Source organism: Mesorhizobium sp. BR1-1-6, assembly GCF_020165355.1.
GTDB lineage: Bacteria > Pseudomonadota > Alphaproteobacteria > Rhizobiales > Rhizobiaceae > Mesorhizobium.
In genome coordinates this window covers 55,063-73,885 of the sequence record NZ_JAIUHZ010000005.1, presented here as the reverse complement: position 1 = coordinate 73,885, position 18,823 = coordinate 55,063, and the positions used below count along the sequence as shown (strand labels likewise).

At 63.7% G+C, this 18,823-nt stretch carries 17 protein-coding genes; 7 read left to right on the top strand and 10 right to left on the bottom strand.

Features of this window, described 5'->3' with window-relative positions:
* Together coxB and LB545_RS12355 are read right to left on the bottom strand one after the other, a co-directional pair.
* Window positions 1-885: a cytochrome c oxidase subunit II gene (gene coxB / locus LB545_RS12360; protein ID WP_140521021.1), complete on the bottom strand. Its 885-nt coding sequence runs from the start codon at window positions 883-885 to the stop codon at window positions 1-3.
* Window positions 886-1,169: 284 nt separating this feature from the next.
* Complete coding sequence (locus LB545_RS12355) at window positions 1,170-1,850, bottom strand: GntR family transcriptional regulator (RefSeq protein ID WP_140495796.1); 681 nt, start codon at window positions 1,848-1,850, stop codon at window positions 1,170-1,172.
* Window positions 1,851-2,066: 216 nt separating this feature from the next.
* On the opposite strand from LB545_RS12355, the gene LB545_RS12350 reads away from it, so the two are divergent.
* From LB545_RS12350 to LB545_RS12320, 7 genes are all read left to right on the top strand, one after another.
* A complete protein-coding gene (locus tag LB545_RS12350; RefSeq protein ID WP_140495797.1) occupies window positions 2,067-3,194 on the top strand; it encodes a sugar ABC transporter substrate-binding protein in 1,128 nt (375 codons plus the stop codon).
* A 75-nt stretch (window positions 3,195-3,269) separates the two neighbouring features.
* On the top strand, window positions 3,270-4,811 hold the full coding sequence (locus LB545_RS12345) for a sugar ABC transporter ATP-binding protein (protein WP_224671178.1): 1,542 nt from the start codon (window positions 3,270-3,272) through the stop codon (window positions 4,809-4,811).
* Complete coding sequence (locus LB545_RS12340; protein WP_224705140.1) at window positions 4,808-6,874, top strand: ABC transporter permease; 2,067 nt, start codon at window positions 4,808-4,810, stop codon at window positions 6,872-6,874. The genes LB545_RS12345 and LB545_RS12340 overlap by 4 nt, the downstream gene beginning before the upstream one ends.
* A gap of 13 nt (window positions 6,875-6,887) precedes the next feature.
* Window positions 6,888-7,694 carry an SDR family oxidoreductase gene (locus LB545_RS12335; protein WP_140495799.1) on the top strand — a complete coding sequence of 269 codons (807 nt, stop codon included), beginning with the start codon at window positions 6,888-6,890 and terminating at the stop codon, window positions 7,692-7,694.
* Window positions 7,695-7,704: 10 nt separating this feature from the next.
* A complete protein-coding gene (locus LB545_RS12330) occupies window positions 7,705-8,652 on the top strand; it encodes a 3-hydroxyacyl-CoA dehydrogenase (protein ID WP_140561497.1) in 948 nt (315 codons plus the stop codon).
* The gene (locus LB545_RS12325; protein WP_140521016.1) at window positions 8,649-9,611 is read left to right on the top strand and encodes a 3-keto-5-aminohexanoate cleavage protein; all 963 of its coding nucleotides are present in this window, start codon (window positions 8,649-8,651) and stop codon (window positions 9,609-9,611) included. Before LB545_RS12330 ends, LB545_RS12325 begins: the two co-directional genes overlap by 4 nt.
* 41 nt (window positions 9,612-9,652) lie before the next feature.
* Window positions 9,653-10,531, top strand: coding sequence for an SMP-30/gluconolactonase/LRE family protein (locus LB545_RS12320; RefSeq protein WP_140521015.1), 879 nt, complete (start codon window positions 9,653-9,655; stop codon window positions 10,529-10,531).
* A gap of 193 nt (window positions 10,532-10,724) precedes the next feature.
* Here the strand turns inward: LB545_RS12320 and LB545_RS12315 are convergent, their stop codons facing one another.
* The 8 genes from LB545_RS12315 to radC form a co-directional block, all read right to left on the bottom strand.
* Window positions 10,725-12,041, bottom strand: a complete 1,317-nt coding sequence (locus tag LB545_RS12315; protein WP_140521014.1) for a M20 family metallopeptidase — start codon at window positions 12,039-12,041, stop codon at window positions 10,725-10,727.
* Window positions 12,042-12,043: 2 nt separating this feature from the next.
* Window positions 12,044-13,000, bottom strand: a complete 957-nt coding sequence (locus tag LB545_RS12310) for an ABC transporter permease (protein ID WP_224705137.1) — start codon at window positions 12,998-13,000, stop codon at window positions 12,044-12,046.
* Window positions 12,997-13,923, bottom strand: a complete 927-nt coding sequence (locus LB545_RS12305; RefSeq protein WP_224518945.1) for an ABC transporter permease — start codon at window positions 13,921-13,923, stop codon at window positions 12,997-12,999. The genes LB545_RS12310 and LB545_RS12305 overlap by 4 nt, the downstream gene beginning before the upstream one ends.
* A 68-nt stretch (window positions 13,924-13,991) precedes the next feature.
* Window positions 13,992-14,978: an autoinducer 2 ABC transporter substrate-binding protein gene (locus LB545_RS12300; protein WP_140495805.1), complete on the bottom strand. Its 987-nt coding sequence runs from the start codon at window positions 14,976-14,978 to the stop codon at window positions 13,992-13,994.
* A gap of 31 nt (window positions 14,979-15,009) precedes the next feature.
* Window positions 15,010-15,780 (bottom strand): ATP-binding cassette domain-containing protein, encoded by a 771-nt coding sequence (locus LB545_RS12295; protein ID WP_140517083.1) that lies wholly within the window; start codon window positions 15,778-15,780, stop codon window positions 15,010-15,012.
* Between the two features lie 27 nt (window positions 15,781-15,807).
* Entirely contained in the window at window positions 15,808-16,584 is a 777-nt protein-coding gene (locus LB545_RS12290; RefSeq protein WP_140495807.1) for a glutamine amidotransferase, read from the bottom strand.
* 36 nt (window positions 16,585-16,620) lie between these two features.
* Complete coding sequence (locus tag LB545_RS12285) at window positions 16,621-17,802, bottom strand: carbohydrate kinase family protein (RefSeq protein ID WP_224705135.1); 1,182 nt, start codon at window positions 17,800-17,802, stop codon at window positions 16,621-16,623.
* Between the two features lie 230 nt (window positions 17,803-18,032).
* Window positions 18,033-18,821 carry a RadC family protein gene (gene radC, locus LB545_RS12280; protein WP_224705133.1) on the bottom strand — a complete coding sequence of 263 codons (789 nt, stop codon included), beginning with the start codon at window positions 18,819-18,821 and terminating at the stop codon, window positions 18,033-18,035.
* Window positions 18,822-18,823: the final 2 nt, after the last annotated feature.

The following is an 18,823-nucleotide window of genomic DNA, read 5'->3' as shown; positions in this document are numbered from 1 at the left end:
TTAGCGAGACCCGACGGTTTCGAGCTTTGCTGCGATCCTCGAACTTGACACCGTCGTTGGACCCGGCGCCTGGCTTGCCGAGCCCGTCTGCTGGGGCGCCGACAATTGCGCAAACGTCTGTTGCTGGCCAAGCCACGCCAGATAATCCTCCTGCGTATCGACCATCACCACACCGTGCATCATCGGATGTCCTTGGCCGCAGAGTTCAGCGCACAGGACCTGGAAGGTTCCGGTTTTCGTTGGGGTGAACCAGAAGTAGGTGACCGAGCCCGGGATCATGTCCATTTTGGCGCGGAATTCCGGCACATAGAAATCATGCAGCACGTCGATCGAGCGAAGCAACATCTTGACCGGCTTGCCAACCGGCAGATGCAGATCGGCCGCTTCGACCACGACATCGTCCTGGCCATTGGAATCGCTGGTGATCACGCCCAACGGATTGTCAGCGGTGACGCCGCGGGTGTCGGACGTGCCGAGCTTGCCGTCCTTGCCGGGCAGGCGGAAACTCCATTGCCATTGCTGGCCGACAACTTCGACCACGGTTGCGTCGCTCGGAACGTTGACGAACCGGTTCCAGACGAACAGGCCGGGAACCAGCAAAGCCGTTACGCCGACCGCGGTGACAACCGTCAGCCAGGATTCGAGACGCCTGTTCTCCGGTTCATACGCCGCCTGATTGCCTTCCCGATGACGGAAGCGGAAGACGCAATAGGCCATGAACAAAACCACGGCGGCAAAGACGACGCCGGTGATCCAGAAAGTTATGATGATGGTGTTGTCGATATAGTCCCAGTTCGAGGCAATCGGCGTCCACCACCATGGGCTCAGGAGGTGGAACAGCACCGAGCCCACAACTATCAAAACGAGTACAAGCGCGAAGGCCATGTCCCGTTCCTCCCGGCATTCCAGGGGCGCGAAGCCGTCTCCGGAAATGCCAAGTGCATCATAGCTTGATTTGGGGTCGCAATTCTAGAGCCGACTGTCTTGACGGGAAAAATCCCGCCTTGCCTGCGCCAACCCTTCGAGAGGAGCCGTCCATCACACACGGGGACGCGTTCGTCCGGCTGTTGCGCCTGCGCCGGATCGTTTGGGCGAAGTCGACGGTGGGGTGTGCCAAGCCACGTCGGCAGGCCGAATTCGATCTTCGCGCCGACGAAGTTTCGTTTGTGCTATTTCAGCAGGCCGACCAGAACGTCGAAGGCGGCGTCGATGTCGGCGCGGACCGCGGCCTTGACCGCTTCCGCGTCCCGGTCACGCAACGCAGCGAACATCTCCTGATGGTGCGCATTGGCGGTCGAATAGTTTCCGGAATCGTGCAGCATGTTGAAATAAGGACTGATCTGCAGCCACAAGTTCTCGATGATGTTGAGAATGTTCTCGGAGCCGGCCGCCCGGTAGATGGAGAAATGAAAGGCGTAGTTGGCGCGCAGATAGGACTTGACGTCTCCCGCCGCATTGGCCTGTTCGAGCGCGTCCAGATGCTGGCGCAGCCGGGCGATAGCTTGGTCGTCCATACGCTCGGCCGCCCATGCGGCGGCGATCGCTTCGATCTCGAAGCGGACGTTTCTCAGATCGACGAGGCGTGTGCGGCTGAGTGCGGGAATGCCGATCGAGCGGCCTGAAACCACCATCAGCGCGTTGGCGGCGGTCAGCCGCCGCAGGGCCTCCCTGACCGGCATCGGACTGACGCCGAAAGCATCGGCAAGGCTTTGCACCGTTACCATCTCGCCCGGCACGATGCTGCCGTCGAGGATCAATTCGGTGACATGGCGATAGACCCTGTCCTGCAAGGTCTCCTTGGACAGGGGCGCGATCTCGACACCCGGCTTTCTGAACGCCGCTCCAGCCATCTCCCCTCAACCTTCCCGCGCAAGCTGCGCCATAACCCGTATCCGGAATGCAGGCTTCCGGCTGCGGCGTCAAGCACCCCCGCCGTCGCCTTGTTATGAGCATATTTCATCATTGATCTTTGATCAAATGGTGATACGGTTGCGATATCGGATGGCAAGGTCACGTCTCGTGCCCTTGGGAGGCATCCGATCGTTCGGATCGGGAGGAGTTTCATAATGGGTATCGGATTGAAAGCCCGGCGGCTTGCGCTGCTGGCCGGCATGGCTGCCTGTGCTTTTGGCATCTCCGCGGCCGAGGCCGCTGAAAAACACAAGATTTTTCTCAGCATGAGCTTCATCGGCAATGACTGGCAGGCCGAGGCGGCGAACATGGTCAAGGCGATGGCCTCGCACAAGAGCCTGGTCGACAAGGTCGACCTGCAGGTCCAGGTGGCCGGGCCGAATGCGCAGCGCCAAATCCAGCAGATCAACGCCATGGTGCAGGCGGGAGCGGAGGCGATCGTGATTTATCCGATCTCGCCGACGGCGCTGAACCAGGTCGTCAAGAACGCTTGCGAGAAGGGGGTCAAGGTCTTCGCCTACGACGCCGAGATCACCGAGCCATGCGCTTACAATGTCCATATCGACCAGGAGGAGGCTGGCAGGGTGACAGCCGAATGGCTGGCCAAGAAGCTCAACGGCAAGGGCAACATCATCGCCGTGACCGGCGTTCCCGGCACTTCGGTCGACGAGCTGCGCACCAAGGCCGCCAAGGCGGTGTTCGCCAAATATCCGGACATCAAGATTGTCGGCGAAGCGGTCGGCATGTGGAGCCAGGCGGTGGCACGCACCGAACTCTCCAAGATTCTCGCCACGCGCAGCTGGGACGACATTAACGGGCTGTGGATGCAGGTAGGCTGCTTCACCGCCAATTCGATGCAGCTCGAGGCGGGCAGGAAGGCCAGCCAGCTTCTGCCTTGCGCCGGTGAAGGCTCCAATGGCGGCCGCATCCAGATGCTGCCGGAAGGGACGGAGGTCGAGGGTGCTGCTTCTCCCTATGCACCGCTCGGCGCGCCGCGCATTTCGTATGCCTCGCCGCCTTATTCCGGCGCGCTCGCCTTGAAGCTCGCCATCGAGGCGATCGAGGGCAAGGATGTGCCGAAAGCGACAATCCTGCCGCTGCCGATCGTCACCAACGAGACGAGCAAGCTTTGCAACGAGGGCACCTGGGCCGAAATGAAGGCCGGATGCAACACCTTCAAACCGTCGCTGGTTTCCAACCCCGGCTGGTTCGCGTCGATCTTCTCCGACCAGACGCCCGAGATCGGCCTCAACGCGGCGCTCGTCGGCCAGCCCGAGGAGTAGGCTTCAGCAATCCGTGCGCGTGGGGCACTCTGGGCTCCACGCGCCCGCAAGCATGGCATGCCGGAACCGGGAATGATGACTTTAACAACGCATGTGCCGGCTATTGCCGTCAACGGCATACGCAAGGCGTTTGGCGCGACGGTCGCGCTTGACGACGTCTCCTTCGCGATCTCGCCTGGCAGCGTGCACGCTTTGCTGGGTGAGAACGGCGCCGGCAAGTCGACGCTGGTCAAGCTCCTATCGGGACTGGTGCGGCCCGATCAGGGCCAGATCAGCATCCTTGGCGCGCCGGCCGCGCTCGGTTCGCCGCGCGCCGCGCATGAACGCGGGGTGCAGACGGCGTTCCAGGAGATGACGCTGGTCCGCGACCTCAGCGTTCTCGACAATATGCTGCTGCCCTATGCGCCATCCGGCCCGACCGGATTGATCAGGCGGTCGGCCGCGCGCAAGGCAGTCGGCCGGCACATTGCCGATCTCGGTTTTTCGGTCGATCTCGACGCCGAGGTTGCGACGCTCGATCTCGCGGTCCGCCAGAAGATCGAGATCGCGCGCGCCGTCTACCGCAAGCCGCGCATCCTGCTGCTGGACGAGCCGACCTCGACGCTTTCGGGCGGCGACGTCGAATGGCTGGGAACAATCATCGCGCGGCTCAAGGCCGCCGGAACGACGGTCGTGTTCATCACCCACCGCATGCGTGAGGTGCGGGCCTTCTGCGATACCTTGACCATCCTTCGGAATGGCCGCCACATCATCACCGCACCGGTGGCCGACATCTCGGATGAGGATGTGATCGAGAAGATCATCGGCCGCGCCCTCGCGCAGACCTTTCCGCCAAAGCCTGAGGGCGCGGCCGTCTTCGGTCCGCCGGTGCTCGGCGTGCGCGACCTCAAGGCGGGCAGAAAACTCGACGGCGCCAGTTTCGATTTGCGCAGGGGCGAAATCCTCGGCATCGCCGGACTTCAGGGCATGGGCCAGCTAGACCTGTTCCTCGCCTGCTTCGGCATGGCCGAGATCGAACGCGGCCACGTCATGGTCGACGGCCGCAAAGTGTGGCTCGGCTCGCCGGCCGATGCGCTGAGGCCCAACATGGCGATCGGGCTGGTGCCGGAGGATCGCAAGACCGAAGGTCTGTTCCTGAAATTGTCGGGCCGGCAGAATGCATCCCTGCCGGTGGTCGGCCGCTTCACCCGGCTCGGCTTGATCCGCGAGGAGGAGGAAGCACGCGCGGTGCAGGCGGCCTTCTCGACGGTCGAGGTGGACAACCGAGCGCTGTGGACAAGGGCCGGCGCCTTTTCCGGCGGCAACCAGCAGAAGATCGCCATCGCCAAGTGGCTGGTCGCCGAAAGCCGCATCCTGCTGCTCTTCGACCCGACCCGTGGCATCGATGTGGGCACCAAGCATGAGCTCTACGTGATGATGCGCAACTATGTGGCGGCGGGCGGCTCGATCCTGCTGCATTCGACCGAAATTCCCGAACTCGTCCATCAATGCGACCGCGTGCTCGTTCTCTATGACGGACGGCTGGTGGCCGAGCTCGCCGGCGACGAGATCACCGAGAGCGCGATCATGCGGCCGGCGCTGGGACATGACGGCAATATCCTGGAGGCGGCACAGTGAGCGCGGTCGGTTCGACGGCAACCGGACAGGCCGGATCCCTGGTGCGCCTCCTGGCGCGGCATCGCGGCGCCATCATCGCGGCGATCGTCTTTGCAGTGCTGCTCGTCGTCGTCGACCTGATCAGCGCCGGGCGGCTCACCTATTTCGACATCTCGTTCCTGTCGAGCGGCGGCGCCACCTCGGCGCTGGCGGCGATGGGCCAGACCATCGTCATCCTGTCCGGCGGCTTCGACCTGTCGGCGGGCGCCGTGGTTTCGCTGGTCAATGTGGTGCTGGCCACGTCGATGGATCCGATGGCGACCGGAACGAGCGTCTGGCTGTGGACGCTGGCCGGCATTGGCGTCGGCATGCTCGTCGGGGCGTTCAACGGCTTCTTCATCGCGGTGCTGCGCATGCAGCCCATCGTCGTCACGCTGTCGACCATGTTCATCTTGCAAGGCATCACACTGCTGGTCATGGACAAGCCCGGCGGCTTCGTCTCGCCCGATCTCGGCGCCTTCTATCTCGGCGATGCGATCCCGGGCTGGTTGCCCATGCCGCTGGTCGTCATCGGCATGGTCCTGCTGGCATGGTTCTGGCTGAAAGGCACGCGGTTCGGCACGGCGCTTTACGCGGTCGGCAGCGATCCAGACGCTGCGGCCGCGGTCGGCGTGCGCGTCGCTCTCGTGCGCTTCCTCGTCTATGTCATCGCCGGCGGCTGCTACGGGCTTGCCGGCGTGTTCATCAGCGCCCAGACCGGCAGCGGCGATCCGCTGGTCGGCAATCCGCTGCTGTTGTCGATGTTCGCCGCCGTCGTGGTCGGCGGCACGCGGCTCGGCGGCGGGCAGGGTGGTCCGTTCGGCACCGTCTTCGGCGCCTATATCCTGATGATGGTCGTCAACGTCCTGCTCGTGCTCAACGTCTCGGCCTATTATTCGACCATTGCCGAGGGCACCATCCTGATCCTTGCCGTGCTCGCGGGCTCGCTGTCGCATGGCTCCGTCCTCGCCTACCAAATCCGCGCCTTGCGCGCGCGGCTCGCCGCCTGGCGTGCCGGCATGCTGCCGTCGCAACTCGATCCCACCGACCGCAGATTGCGCATCGCTCACAAAACGCCCATTTCAGGACAGGCGCCCGGCTTTCGCGTGCGCAATGCCGAGGCGCTGCGCTACGCGCTGCCGGCCTATGTCTGCCTGGCCGTCGTCATGATCGTCACCCAGATCTGGCTCGGCCGGGCCATCTTCAATCCCAGCTACTGGAACTCGCTGTTCGTGCTGTCGAGTTTCCTTGCCGTGCTTGCGCTCGGGCAGGGCAGCGTCATCCTCACAGGCGGGCTCGACTTGTCGGTGCCGTGGACGATCGGCCTGTCGGGCATCCTCCTTGCCGGCATGGTCAACGGATCGGACGCGGCACTCGCCTATGCGCTGCCGGTGGTGCTCGCCATCGCCTGTCTTATCGGACTGGCGAACGGCATCGGCATCGTTTTCCTCGGCATCTCGCCGATCGTCATGACGCTCGCCACCAACGGCATCTTGCAAGGTTTCGCGCTTCTCTATTCGCAAGGCACGCCGGCCGGCTTCTCCTCGCCCATGCTGCGCTGGTTCATGACCGGCAAGCTATGGGTGGTGACGCCGGTCGTGCCGTTCATGGTCGTCTTCGTGGCCCTTGCGGTGCTGCTGCTCGGCCGCACCGCCTTCGGCCGGAAGGTCTACGGCATTGGCAACAGCCCGCGCGCGGCCCAGCTTTCGGGCATCGCCGTCGGACGGACGCTGATCTTCGTCTATATGCTGTCGGCATTGTGCGCGGCCATCGTCGGCGTCATGCTGACCGGCTTTTCCGGCCAGGCCAGCCTCGGCATGGGCGACGACTATCTCCTGCCGTCCATCGCCGTTGTCGTGGTCGGGGGCGCGCTGATCACCGGCGGGCGCGGCCACTATCTCGGCATGCTCGGCGGCGTGCTGCTTTTGACGGCGCTGCAGATGCTTCTGGCCGGCACGACGCTGCCCTACGCCACACGGGCGATCCTGTTCGGGCTGGTGGTGCTCGGCGCCGTCATGGCGCTGCGCGAAAGACGCATACAATGAAGGGAATGGAATCATGAGCACGAGCGCACCCAAATCGCCCGACGAATTCCTGGCGGGGCTCAAAGGGCAACGTGTCCTGGTCACGGCGGGCGCCGGCGGCATTGGCTTCGCCATTGCCGAAACGCTGTCGCGGCTCGGTGCGCGCATCGTCGTCTGCGATGTGTCCGACGAAGCCCTGGCGGCCGCCCCCAAGAAGATGGCGCTCGTCGCAGCGGTCAAGGCCGACGTGTCGCGCGACGACGATGTCGACCGGCTGTTCGAGGCGGTGGAGGAGAAACTCGGCGGCCTCGACGCACTGATCAACAATGCCGGCATCGCCGGGCCGACCGGCGGCGTCGACGAAATCGATCCGGCCGACTGGAGGCGCTGTCTCGACATCGGCCTGACCGGCCAGTTCCTGTGCGCACGGCGCGCCGTGCCGCTCATCAAGGGGGCCGGCGGCGGTTCGATCGTCTCGATGTCGTCGGCGGCCGGCCGCCACGGCTATGCGTTCCGCACGCCCTATTCGGCGGCCAAATTCGGCGTCATCGGCTTCACGCAGAGCCTTGCCAAGGAGCTTGGGCCGCACGGGATCAGGGTCAACGCCATCCTGCCGGGCATCATAGAGGGGCCGCGCATCGAGAGCGTTATCTCGGCACGCGCCAAACAGGTCGGCATCAGCCATCAGGAGATGACCGAACGCTATTTGCAGAACATCTCGTTGCGCCGCATGACCAGCCCGTACGACGTGGCTTCGATGGTCGCATTCCTGCTGTCCGACGCGGGCATCAACATTTCAGGCCAGTCGCTCGGCGTCGACGGCAACGTCGAAACGCTTTGAGGAGCAAGCCATGGCCAGGGTTGCAATTGTCGGAAGCGGGTTCATCGGACGGGCATGGGCGATCAGCTTCGCGCGCGCCGGCCATGATGTGCGCATGTGGGACCAGTCGCCGGTCGCGGCAGGCGGCGCGCGCGACTACATAGAAGGCGTGCTCGGCGATCTCGCTTCGAATGATCTGCTGCGCGGACAGACCGCGCACGCGGTGCTCGAGCGCATCGTCGTCATGGGAGACTTGGACGCGGCTCTGGCCGGCGCCGTGCATATCCAGGAGAACACACCGGAAAATCTCGAAGTGAAGCGCGAGGTGTTTTCGCGGATCGATTCCCTCTCTGATCCGCAGGCGGTGATCGCCAGCTCCACGTCGGCGCTGCTGCCGTCGAAGTTCACCGATCATCTCCCGGGGCGGCACCGCTGCCTGGTCGTGCATCCGATCAACCCGCCCTACCTCATTCCGGCGGCGGAGGTGGTGCCGGCGCCGTGGACGTCCGCCGAGACGCTCGAAAGGACGCGCGCCTTCCTCCTCGATGCCGGCCACGCGCCGCTGGTGATGAAGCGCGAGCTCGACGGCTTCATCATGAACCGGCTGCAAGGGGCGCTGCTCGAGGAAGCTTTCCGGCTTGTCGCCGACGGCTATGCCAGCGTCGAGGACGTCGATATCGGCATCCGTGATGGCTTGGCGCTGCGCTGGTCGTTCATGGGGCCCTTCGAGACCATCGATCTCAACGCGCCGGGCGGCGTGCGCGACTATGCCGAGCGCTACCAGGGCATCTATTCCAATATTTTCCCGCAGATGCTGCGTCGCGTCGACTGGGCGGGCGAGGTGATGGAAACCGTCGAGTCCGAGCGCAGCAGGCGCTTGCCCAGGGAGAAACTGGGCGATCGGCAGGTATGGCGGGATCGCCGGCTGATGGCGCTGGCGGCGCACAAGAAGAAATCGGATCAGGAGTTCGGACAATGAAAGAAACCAGCCGCAAGCCCGGCGCCACGGCGGCCAGGGGCAAGGTCATCATCACCTGCGCGGTGACGGGGGCGATCCACACGCCGACCATGTCGCCCTATTTGCCGATCACGCCGGACCAGATCGCCTCGGAGGCGATCGCCGCCGCGGAAGCCGGCGCCGCGATCCTGCATCTGCATGCCCGCGATCCGGAGACCGGCAAGCCCGACCAGACGCCGGAGGCCTTTGCCCGTTTCCTGCCACGCGTCAAGCAAGGCACCAATGCCGCCATCAACATCACCACCGGCGGCAGCCCCTATATGAAGGTCGAGGAGCGGGTGCGCCCGGCCGCCCAGTTCAAGCCGGAGGTAGCCTCGCTCAATATGGGCTCGATCAATTTCGGGCTCTATCACCTCGCCGACAAATACGAGACCTTCAAGTTCGACTGGGAAAAGCCGCATCTGGAAGCGACGCGCGACCTCGTCTTCCGCAACTCGTTCAAGGATATCGAGTACATCCTTGCCACCTGCTACGACAATGGCACGCGCTTCGAGTTCGAGTGCTACGACATTGCCCATCTCTACAATCTCGCCCATTTCGCCGACCGCGGATTGGTGAAGCCGCCCTTCTTCGTGCAGTCGGTGTTCGGCCTGCTTGGCGGCATCGGCACGCATCCGGAGGATGTCGCGCATATGAAGCGCACGGCGGACCGGCTGTTCGGCGACCAGTTCCGCTGGTCGGTGCTCGGCGCCGGCGCCAGCCAGTTGCGCATCGCCGCGCAATCGGCAGCACTCGGCGGCAACATCCGCGTCGGGCTGGAGGACAGCCTGTGGGCCGGCAGGGGCAAGCTTGCCAAGTCGAATGCCGAGCAGGTCGTGCTGGCGCGCAAGATCATCGAGGGGCTCGGCATGGAGGTGGCGACGCCGGACGAAGCGCGCGAGATCCTTTCGCTGAAAGGCGGCGACAAGGTCGCTTTCTGACACAGCCAATCGCTGCGCGAGCCAACAAAGAGGAGGACGGCATGAGGATCGAAGTCGTGGTGGACGTAAAGACCACGCTGGGCGAGGGACCGCTCTGGGACGTCGAGCAGGAGCGTCTCTACTGGATCGACAGTTTCGACGGGCGCGTCTTCCGCGCGACCGCCGACGGGCGCGAGATCCGTTGCTGGGACGTGCCGATGAAAATCGGCTCGATGGCGCTGCGCAAGGATGGCGGCGGCGCTGTCGTCTCGTTGCAGCGCGGTTTCCATCTGCTCGATTTCGCCACCGGCGAGGTGACGCGGATCCATGATCCGGAGCCGGACAAGCCAATGAACCGTCTCAACGACGGCAAGGTCGACCGGCGCGGCCGCTTCTTCGCCGGCTCGATGGACACGATGGAAGAGGGGCCGTCCGGCGGCCTTTACAGGCTCGATCCGGATTTCTCCGTCACCAGGATCGATTCCGGCATCATCTGCTCCAACGGTCCATGCTGGAGCCCCGACGACCGCACCTTCTATTTCGCCGACACCTGGACCGGCGAGATCTGGGCCTATGATTACGACATCGAGACCGGTGCGGCCAGCAACCGCCGCACCTTCGTTCGCGTCGATACCAGCCGCGGTGGTGCCGCCGACGGCTCGACCGTCGATGCCGAAGGCTGTCTGTGGAATGCGCTGGTCTATGACGGCCGCCTGGTGCGCTACGCGCCGGACGGCAGCATAGACCGTATCATCGACATGCCGGTGAAGAAGATCACCAGCGCCATGTTCGGTGGACCGAGGCTCGACACGCTCTACGTCACCTCGATGGCCAAGCCGCCGCTGCCGCGTTTTCCCGGCGATGGCGTGCTGCGCGGCAGCCTGTTCGCCATCACCGGCCTTGGCGTGACCGGAGTTCCCGAGCCGAGGTTTGGTGGCTGACGGGCGGCCTCTTAGAGCAGTTCACCGTTTCATGAAACGGCGAACCGCTCCATCTCTTTGTTTTTGCGCAATCCATAGGGAAAGCGCTACGCGCTTTTCCCGGGAAAACCGTACACACTTTTCCTTGAATTGCTCTCGCCGCTCCTCCCGGACGTCTTCCGCAAACTTCCTGCCGCTCGCAATCAGCTAAAAACTATCGGCACCATTTCTCCACCGCTAAGGCGATGGCCTTCGTGCAGTCGACGAGATCGCGCACCGAAACGCGCTCGTTCGGCTGATGCGCCTGCGCCGGATCGCCAGGACCGAAGTTGACGGTCGGGGTGTTGCCCAGGCCGGTCGGCAGGCCGATGTCGCTGTGTGCGCCGAAGCCGCTCAGGGCCGGCGACAGGTCGGCTGCTTTGACGGCCTCCTGGAACAGGCCGACAAAGGGGTTGTCCGACGGGATCTCGGCGCAATCGGCATCGAGGATCCATTCGACACGGGCAGGGTGCTTTCGCAGATAAGGATCCGCCTGGCAGACATTGGCGATGTGCTCTTCGATTTCGCGTTTGACATTGCCGCCCAGCCTGAACTCGTCATGCTCGCTCGGCAGATACTGTGCGTCGATGATGATCTCGCCGCGTCCTGCCATGGAGGATGGATGTTCGCCGGCATTGATCTGGGTGACGATGATCTGGTTGGGCAGGTCCATCAGCGGGTGGTTCTTCCTGGGATCGAACATCCAGCGCCGGTTGAGGATGTCGATGCCGTCGAGGATCTGCCGGCAAAGCTGGACGGCGTCGACCGGGCCGCTCGAATACCAGGCGTTCGGCGTCAGTTCGGCATGGCCGCCTATGCCGTCGATGATGATCTTGCCCCACAGAATGCCGTGACAAAGCGGTGCGATCCTGTTCGCCGTCGGTTCCGTCATGATGCCGGCGTCGGCGCGAAAGCCGCGATCAACCATGGCGAGCGACCCCATGCCGCCGATTTCCTCGTCGACGACGGTGGTGAAGACGACGTCGCCGGAGAGGGAAACGTCGAGTTCCTTCAGGATTTCGACCGCCATCAGCATGCAGGCGACGCCGCCCTTCATGTCGACCGTGCCGCGACCGTGCAGGAATCCATCCTTCAGGACAGGCTGGAAGGGATCGGTGGTCCAGTGCCCGGCGGCACCCGGCGGCACGACGTCGATATGGCCGGTCAGCATGATGGACCGCCCGCCGCCGGTGCCTTTCAAAACGCCGCCGAGATTGGGCCGGCCCTCGAACGTCCTGCCCTTGTTGGCGCCGGCACGTCCCTTGTATTTTTCGTAGAGTGCCGGGCCGTCTGGATCCCAGAGATCGGTCGAGAAGCCGAGTGCCTCAAGGCGCTTTTGCAGGTAGAGCTGGCAATCCCGCTCGCCGGGGCCGGCCTCCTTCGGATTCGATTTCACGATCGAAGGGAAGGCGACGAGATCGCTCAGCGTCTTGACGATGCGCTCGGCGGCTGCCTCGACGCGCGCGGCGATGGTCTCTTCCATGGAAGGCATTGTTATCTCCAACGTTGGGAAAGTCGGTCGGCGAGAAGGACGAAAACCAGAAGGGCGCCGACAATCCCCACCTGCCAGACCGTGTTGATGTTCAATTGCAGAAGGCCGGTCTTCAGCGTGACCAGCAGCAGGACGGCCGCGAACACGCCGCCGACGCCACCGCGTCCGCCGGTGATGACGATGCCTCCCAGCATGGCCGCGGTCAGCGATTCCAGTTCGAGGTTCTGGCCGATATTGGGCCTGCCGCTGCCGAGCCAGGCGAGAGAGACGAGGCCGGCAGCACCGGCCAGTGCGCCGCTCAGCACGTAGAGAATGAAGCGTACGCGATCGACCGGAATGCCGACCAGTTTGGCCGAGCGCTCGTTGAAGCCCATGGCATAGATCCAGCGCCCCCAGGCCGTCGAGAGCAACACGAGACCGGCAAGCGCGAAGCAGGGGACGGCGAGCGTGAGGAAAGGCACGGGGATGCCCATGATCGCACCGCGCCCCCAAACGAGCAGCCAGGCGGGCACGCCGGACTGCGCCGCGCCGCCGGTGACCGCAAGCGCGAGGCCGGAATAGACGAAGAATGTTCCCAGCGTCGCGATGAAGGGGAGAAGGGCGAGCTCGTTCACCAGCCATCCGTTCAAGGCACCGAGCACAGCGCCAGCCAGGATGCAGACGACCGGCAACAGAAGGGGCGGCAACCCCAGCTTCAGGGAAAGCATGGCAACGATCGCCGAGAGCGAAACGGCGCCGCCAACGGACAGGTCGATGCCCGCGCCCCCGGCCAGGACGACCAGCGCCTGTCCAAGGCCGACCAGGGCCAGGATCGTCGAAAATTGCAAAATTGTGGTGACGGTGCCGAGATTGAAGACCGAAGGCTTGAGCGCCAGCAGGCCGACAATAACGAGCAGCCAGAGACCGCACAGCAGAGCCAAAGTGAGGGCGGGGCCCCGCAGGTTTCGGATCCTGTTCATGCGCGGGCTCGCAGGAATTGGGCAAGCGGCAGCCGGTTGGAGACGGCTTCGAAGCCGAGCACGCCGATGATGAGAACACCGGTAACCACAGGCTGCCAAAGCGAGGGAACGCCGATCAAGAGCAATCCATTCTGGAGAATTCTCAGAAGCAGTACACCGAAGACCGTGCCTATCAAGCTGCATCTGCCGCCCAATATGCTCGTGCCGCCGAGAATGACCGCGGCGATCGCATCGAGCGCCAGCGTGCTGCCGATCGTCATCTCCACGTTGCGGTAGGTGGCGACGTAAAACGTGGCGGCAATGCCAGTCAGGACGCCACTGATGACGAAGGTCATGAAGCGTACCTTGACCACGGGGATTCCGGACAGCCGGGCCTTTTCCTCGGAATTGCCGATCGCCAGCAGGTGCGGCCCGTAGGGGGTTCGCCGCAACGCTAGCCAGACGACCAGATAGGCGATGGCAATGACGATGGCTGGGACTGGAATGCCGAGTACGGTGGTTGCCAGAAGATTGGTGAGGCTCGAGGGCAGGCCCGAGAGCCACTGCCCGCCGAGAAGGACAAAGACGGCGGTGCGGTAGACGCCAAGCAGGCCGAGCGTTCCCACGATTGCCGGAACGCGACCGAGGACGACGACGGTGGCCGTCACGCAGCCGAGCAGCGCACCGACCGCAGGGCCAGCGATGAGCGCCAGCAGCGGATTGCCCTCGGCGCCGAGCACACGGCCGATCGCTATTGCCGCCAGACCCATGACGATGCCGATCGAGACGTCGATGCCGCCCATGGCCAGCAGCAAGGTCATGCCAAGGCCGATCAGCAGCAGTTCGACGCTGTTGCGCAGGACGGTCGCCGCATTGCCTGGCGTCGCGTAGTGGGGCGATGCGACAGAAAAGATGACGATCGCCAGGAGACAGGCGGCAAGCAAGGACCACTCCCGCCCGTTCATGGCCAAAACGCCGTTTCCAAACTGTCGCACCGTGTTCATCCCAAGGCTCAGAAATTGAACTTGTCGACATTGTCCTTCGTGAAGACCGCCGGCGGTCCGAGCAGCAGGATGCCCTTGGCGGCATCATAGGTGGCGGGCTTTTCGAGGCCGGCGATCTTGTTTTCCGCTTCGAAGCTCTTGCCGTCGATCAACTGCTTGCCGGCCCAGACCGTGAGATAGCCCAGCTGTTCGGGATCCCACAGCACGGTGAAGCCGAAGGCGCCGCTCTTCAGGTAGGATCGCGCCGTGTTCGGGCTGCAATAGCCCGTGCCGATGACGGAGCCGATCTTACCGGCGGTTTCGATGGCCTGGGCGACGCCCGGGCAGGTCGAGGATGCGACGGCGATGATGGCCTTGATGTCGGGATTGGCGGCCATGAGATCGCCTGATATCTGCGCGGCGCGCTCGGCCGTGCCGCCGGCGAATTGCGGAGCCAGCAGTTTCAGCTTCGGATATTTGGCGGTGGCCTCTTTCTGCATGAAGCCGATCCAGGCGTTGAGATTGGACGCCGTCGCCTCGCCGGAGACGATGCCGATCGTGGCGTCCTCGCCGACGCGCTTCACCAACTCATCGATGATCGTCGTGCCGAGCCCTTCGTCGGTCGCCTGCGCCACATAGACGGCACGGCCGCTGTCGGGTGCATCGCTGTCGCTGGTGAAAAGCTTGATGCCCTTGGCCTTGGCGCTCTCGACGACGGGCGCGATGCTGGACGCATCCAGCACGCTGACCGAGATCGCCTGGACACCCTGGTCGATCAGGTTCTGCACGATCTGCAACTGATCGACCGGGTTGGTGTCGACGGGGCCGGAATAGATGAAATCGACGCCCAGGTCCTTCGCGGCGCGATTGCCGCCGGCTTCCATGGCATTGAAATAGGGTATGCCGATCAATTGCGGGACGAAGGCGACCTTGGGCTTGTCGGCGGCATGCGCCGCCGTGGCGACCACGAGTGACAGCACGGAAACGGCGAGCGCTTTTTTGAGTTGAGAAAGCATTGGTTTATCCTCTCTGGAATGGACGTGCATTTCAGTTTGATTTTTCAAGCGCCCGCACGTCGGGATGAGCGCCTGTTATGAGCGAAACGACTTCCTCGTGATTGGTCTCGGCCGCCAGCCGTTCGGCCACCTTGCGGCCGCGCCGGAACACCACGATGCGGTCGGCGACCTCGAACACTTCGGAAATGTTGTGGCTGATGAGGACGACGGCACAACCGCGCGCGGCAAGCCGCCGCGTCAGTGCCAGAACCTTGCGGGTTTCGGCGACGGCAAGGGCCGCCGTCGGCTCGTCCATGATGACCAGCCTGGCATTCAGATTGAGGGCCCGGCAGATGGCCACGGCTTGGCGCTGACCGCCGGACAGGCTGCCGACGGGTGCTTCCGGATCGGAAATATGCGCGTCGAGCTCTTTCAGCAGGCCGTCGACGCGCTGGCGCATTTCCTTGCGCTTCAGGAAGGGAATACCCAAAATGGAGCGTTTCAATTCGCGGCCGAGAAAGACGTTTTCGGCAATCGACAGGTTTTCCGAGAGCGCCAGTTCCTGAAAGATCGTCGCGATCCCCGACGACGCCGCATCCTTGGGCGAGGAGAAAGCCACCGGATTGCCCTCGATGAGAAGCTTTCCATCGCTGGGCGGATGGGCGCCCGCCAGGATCTTGATGAAGGTGGATTTGCCGGCGCCGTTGTCGCCGAGAAGCGCCAGCACCTCGCCAGAGCGGATCTCCAGGTCGACATTGGCAAGCGCGGTCAGAGCGCCGAAGCGCTTGGCGATATTTCTGGCGACAAGAAACGGTTCTGTCATGGCGGTTCCCCGGCGGTTGCTGGTCGGCTAGACGGCCTTGCTGACCCAGCGCAGCACGTTGGTCCAAAGACGCGCATAGCCCGGCCATTCCACGAAGCTGTTGGGCAGCCAATGCGGGCCGATATCCGACGTCCAGGCCAGCGTGCGGCCCTGGCCATGGCGGCCGGTGACCAGCAGCGGATGACCGCCGTGATCCTGCGGCAACCGTGCGAGGATTTCGACGTCATCGCGATCGCGAGCGACGACCTCGTTGGCGCCGAGCAGCAGCGGCCATTCGCCTTCGATGCCGGCAAAGATCGGGTGATCCTTGGGACCGGTGATTTCAGGCCGGAACCCTTCGGGAATCTCGAGCCGGTCGTCATAGGGGAGGCAGGTTACCGGCAGCGCCTCCTCGACGGCCGTGCGGTGCCAGCGCGCCTTGCCGTCGATGCCCTGGAAAGAGAAATAGCCGCCGATCATGACCATGCCACCACCGGCCTGCGTCCAGTCGCGCAGAAGCTTGAGCCGGTTGGGCACTGTCTTGCCGTGCAGCCAGACATCGGGGTGAAGCAGCAGCGAGTTCGCGCCGATGTCGGAGAGGATGATGGCCTTGTATTGCGACAGGCCCTCCGTGGTGAAAGGCAGCTTTTCGACGGCTTCATGGGCCGGCATGTAGTCGAGGTCGAATTCGCTGCTCTTCAAGGCATCGACCAGCGGCGTCGCGCCCAGGTGAAAGGTGACGCTGCCGAACTGATCGAACCCCTTGTAGTGGGTCGCCGAACTCATCCAGCTCTCGCCGACCAGAAGCACTCTTGTTTTCGCCATGACCAATACTCTCCTGGGTTCCCGTAAGTTGTTGGTTCAGCTTGCCAACATGGCGTTGTTCGCCAAGGCGGCGGCCTTCAAAGTCGCGAAATCCGCGATGTAGCCCTGTGCGCCTTCGACCGTGGTCGTCAGGCTCGCGCCGATCGCCGCATGGCGGGCGGCGTCGTCCAGCGACGCACCATGCAGCCAGAGGCTTAGGAATATGCCGGCGAAGCTGTCGCCGGCGCCCGTCGCATCGACGCGGTCGACAGGCAGTGCCGGCACCTCGATCTGCGGTCCGCCATTCGCCGGAAAGACGACCGCGCCAAACTCGCCGAGATTGAGCACGACCGTTCCGCGCGGCTTGATGCGTGCCAGCATCAGCCGCACCTCTTCGATCATCGTCGCCATCCTGGAGCGAAAGTCGAAAATCTCCCGAATCATCACATCGTTGATGAAGGTCAGGTCGATGTGCCGGACCATCTGCGTGAAGGTTTCAGGCGTGCGTGCGCTCTTGGGCAGGCCGGCCGAATGCAGGCTCACCCTCCAGCCGGCCTGATGAAAGCGCGCGATGGAAGCGGTCATCGTTTCGTAGTGGAAGCCTTCGATGTGAAGACAGGCCGGGCGCGGCTCGGGCTGGATGTCCAGATTGGCGGTCAGATCGATCTCGCCGAGTTCGAACGGTTCACTGATGATCGTGCGGCTACCATTGCGCTCGATGATCACGATGGCTTGCGAAAGGCGGTTGTTGGGCGTGTTGCGGATCGGCAATGCGTGGACGCCCAGTTTGGAAAGCGCGCCGAGCGCCCAGTCACTCTCCGGGTCTTCACCGACCGCCGTCGCCAGTTCCACGTCGAGAGCGTAGGGCGTCCCAACACCGGCGGCGGCAACCGCGAGATTGGCCGCCGGCCCGCCCAGCGCCTTCTCGATATGACTGGCTGTGATGCGGTCGTCGCGATGCGGCAGGACGTCGACGCGGCAGAGAAAGTCGACGCTGACCCGGCCCGCGACCAGGAGCCTCGGCAGATGATCGAGATTCTTCGGCCTGTGGGGCGCGCGGCCCGGCAGCGAACGCGCAAACGAACTCGGCCGGTACATCAGCGTGGCGATCGCCTTTTCAATGCGTTCGCGCGTGGCCTCCTTCAGGCCGGCAGTCCCATTGATAAAGTTCGACACCGTTCCGATGGAGACACCGGCGGCGCGTGCGACATCCGCTATGGTCGGGCGCTTGCGTTGCAATGGCTGGCTCCAATTGAAGCGTTTCAAACGGTATCAACGGAAATGCCGCCCCTCAACGGAATTATCTTCTAAAAGACGGGGAATTTGCAGGGAAATTTGGAAACCTGTGACGAGATGACCTGAATTTCGGGCCATTCGTTCCAGAATTGAACGATTTTCAAATTCTTGAGCCGAAAGACCGCGCCGGCGATTGCCTGCTTTCGTTCGGGTGGCTTCGCCGAGCCGATGATCTAGATCAGCAGCAACCCCTTCATACTGGAATAGCCCTTGCGACCGATGATGATGTGGTCATGCACGGAAATGCCCAGCCGCTTGGCAGCGTCGATGATCTCCTTGGTCATCTCGATATCGGCACGCGATGGCGTCGGATCGCCCGACGGGTGGTTGTGCACCAGGATGATTGCCGTCGCCGACAGTTCGAGCGCGCGCTTGACCACCTCACGCGGATAGACGGGCGTGTGGTCAACGGTGCCGGTCTGCTGCACCTCGTCGGCAATCAGCGTGTTCTTCTTGTCGAGGAACAGGACGCGGAACTGCTCGCGCGCCTCGAAGGCCATGGCTGACCGGCAATAGTCGAGAAGCTGCTGCCAAGAGGAGAGGATTTCGCGGCCATGGACCTCGCTGCGCGCCATGCGCTGGGCCGTCGCCGCAATGACCTTCAGGTCGAGCGCTACCACCGGGCCCACGCCCTTGACCTCCTGGAGGAGGCCGACGGGCGCGCCAAGCACCTCGGCCAGGGTACCGAAGCGGGAGAGCAGCGCCTTGGCGACCGGCTTGGTGTCGGCGCGCGGGATCAGGCGGAAGAGCAGGAGTTCCAGAAGCTCATAGTCGGGCAGGGCGTCGGGACCTGCCGAGGCGAAGCGTTCGCGCAAACGGTCGCGATGGCCGAGATAATGCGGCTTCTCCTCGATCCCCTTGGTCTTCGCGGCAGGCCCGGCTGTCCCAGGAGAGTGCATGGTCGCGGAAAGCTGCGCAGGCTTTTCTGCAAAGAAACTGCGCTCGTCGTCGTCACCTGACATCT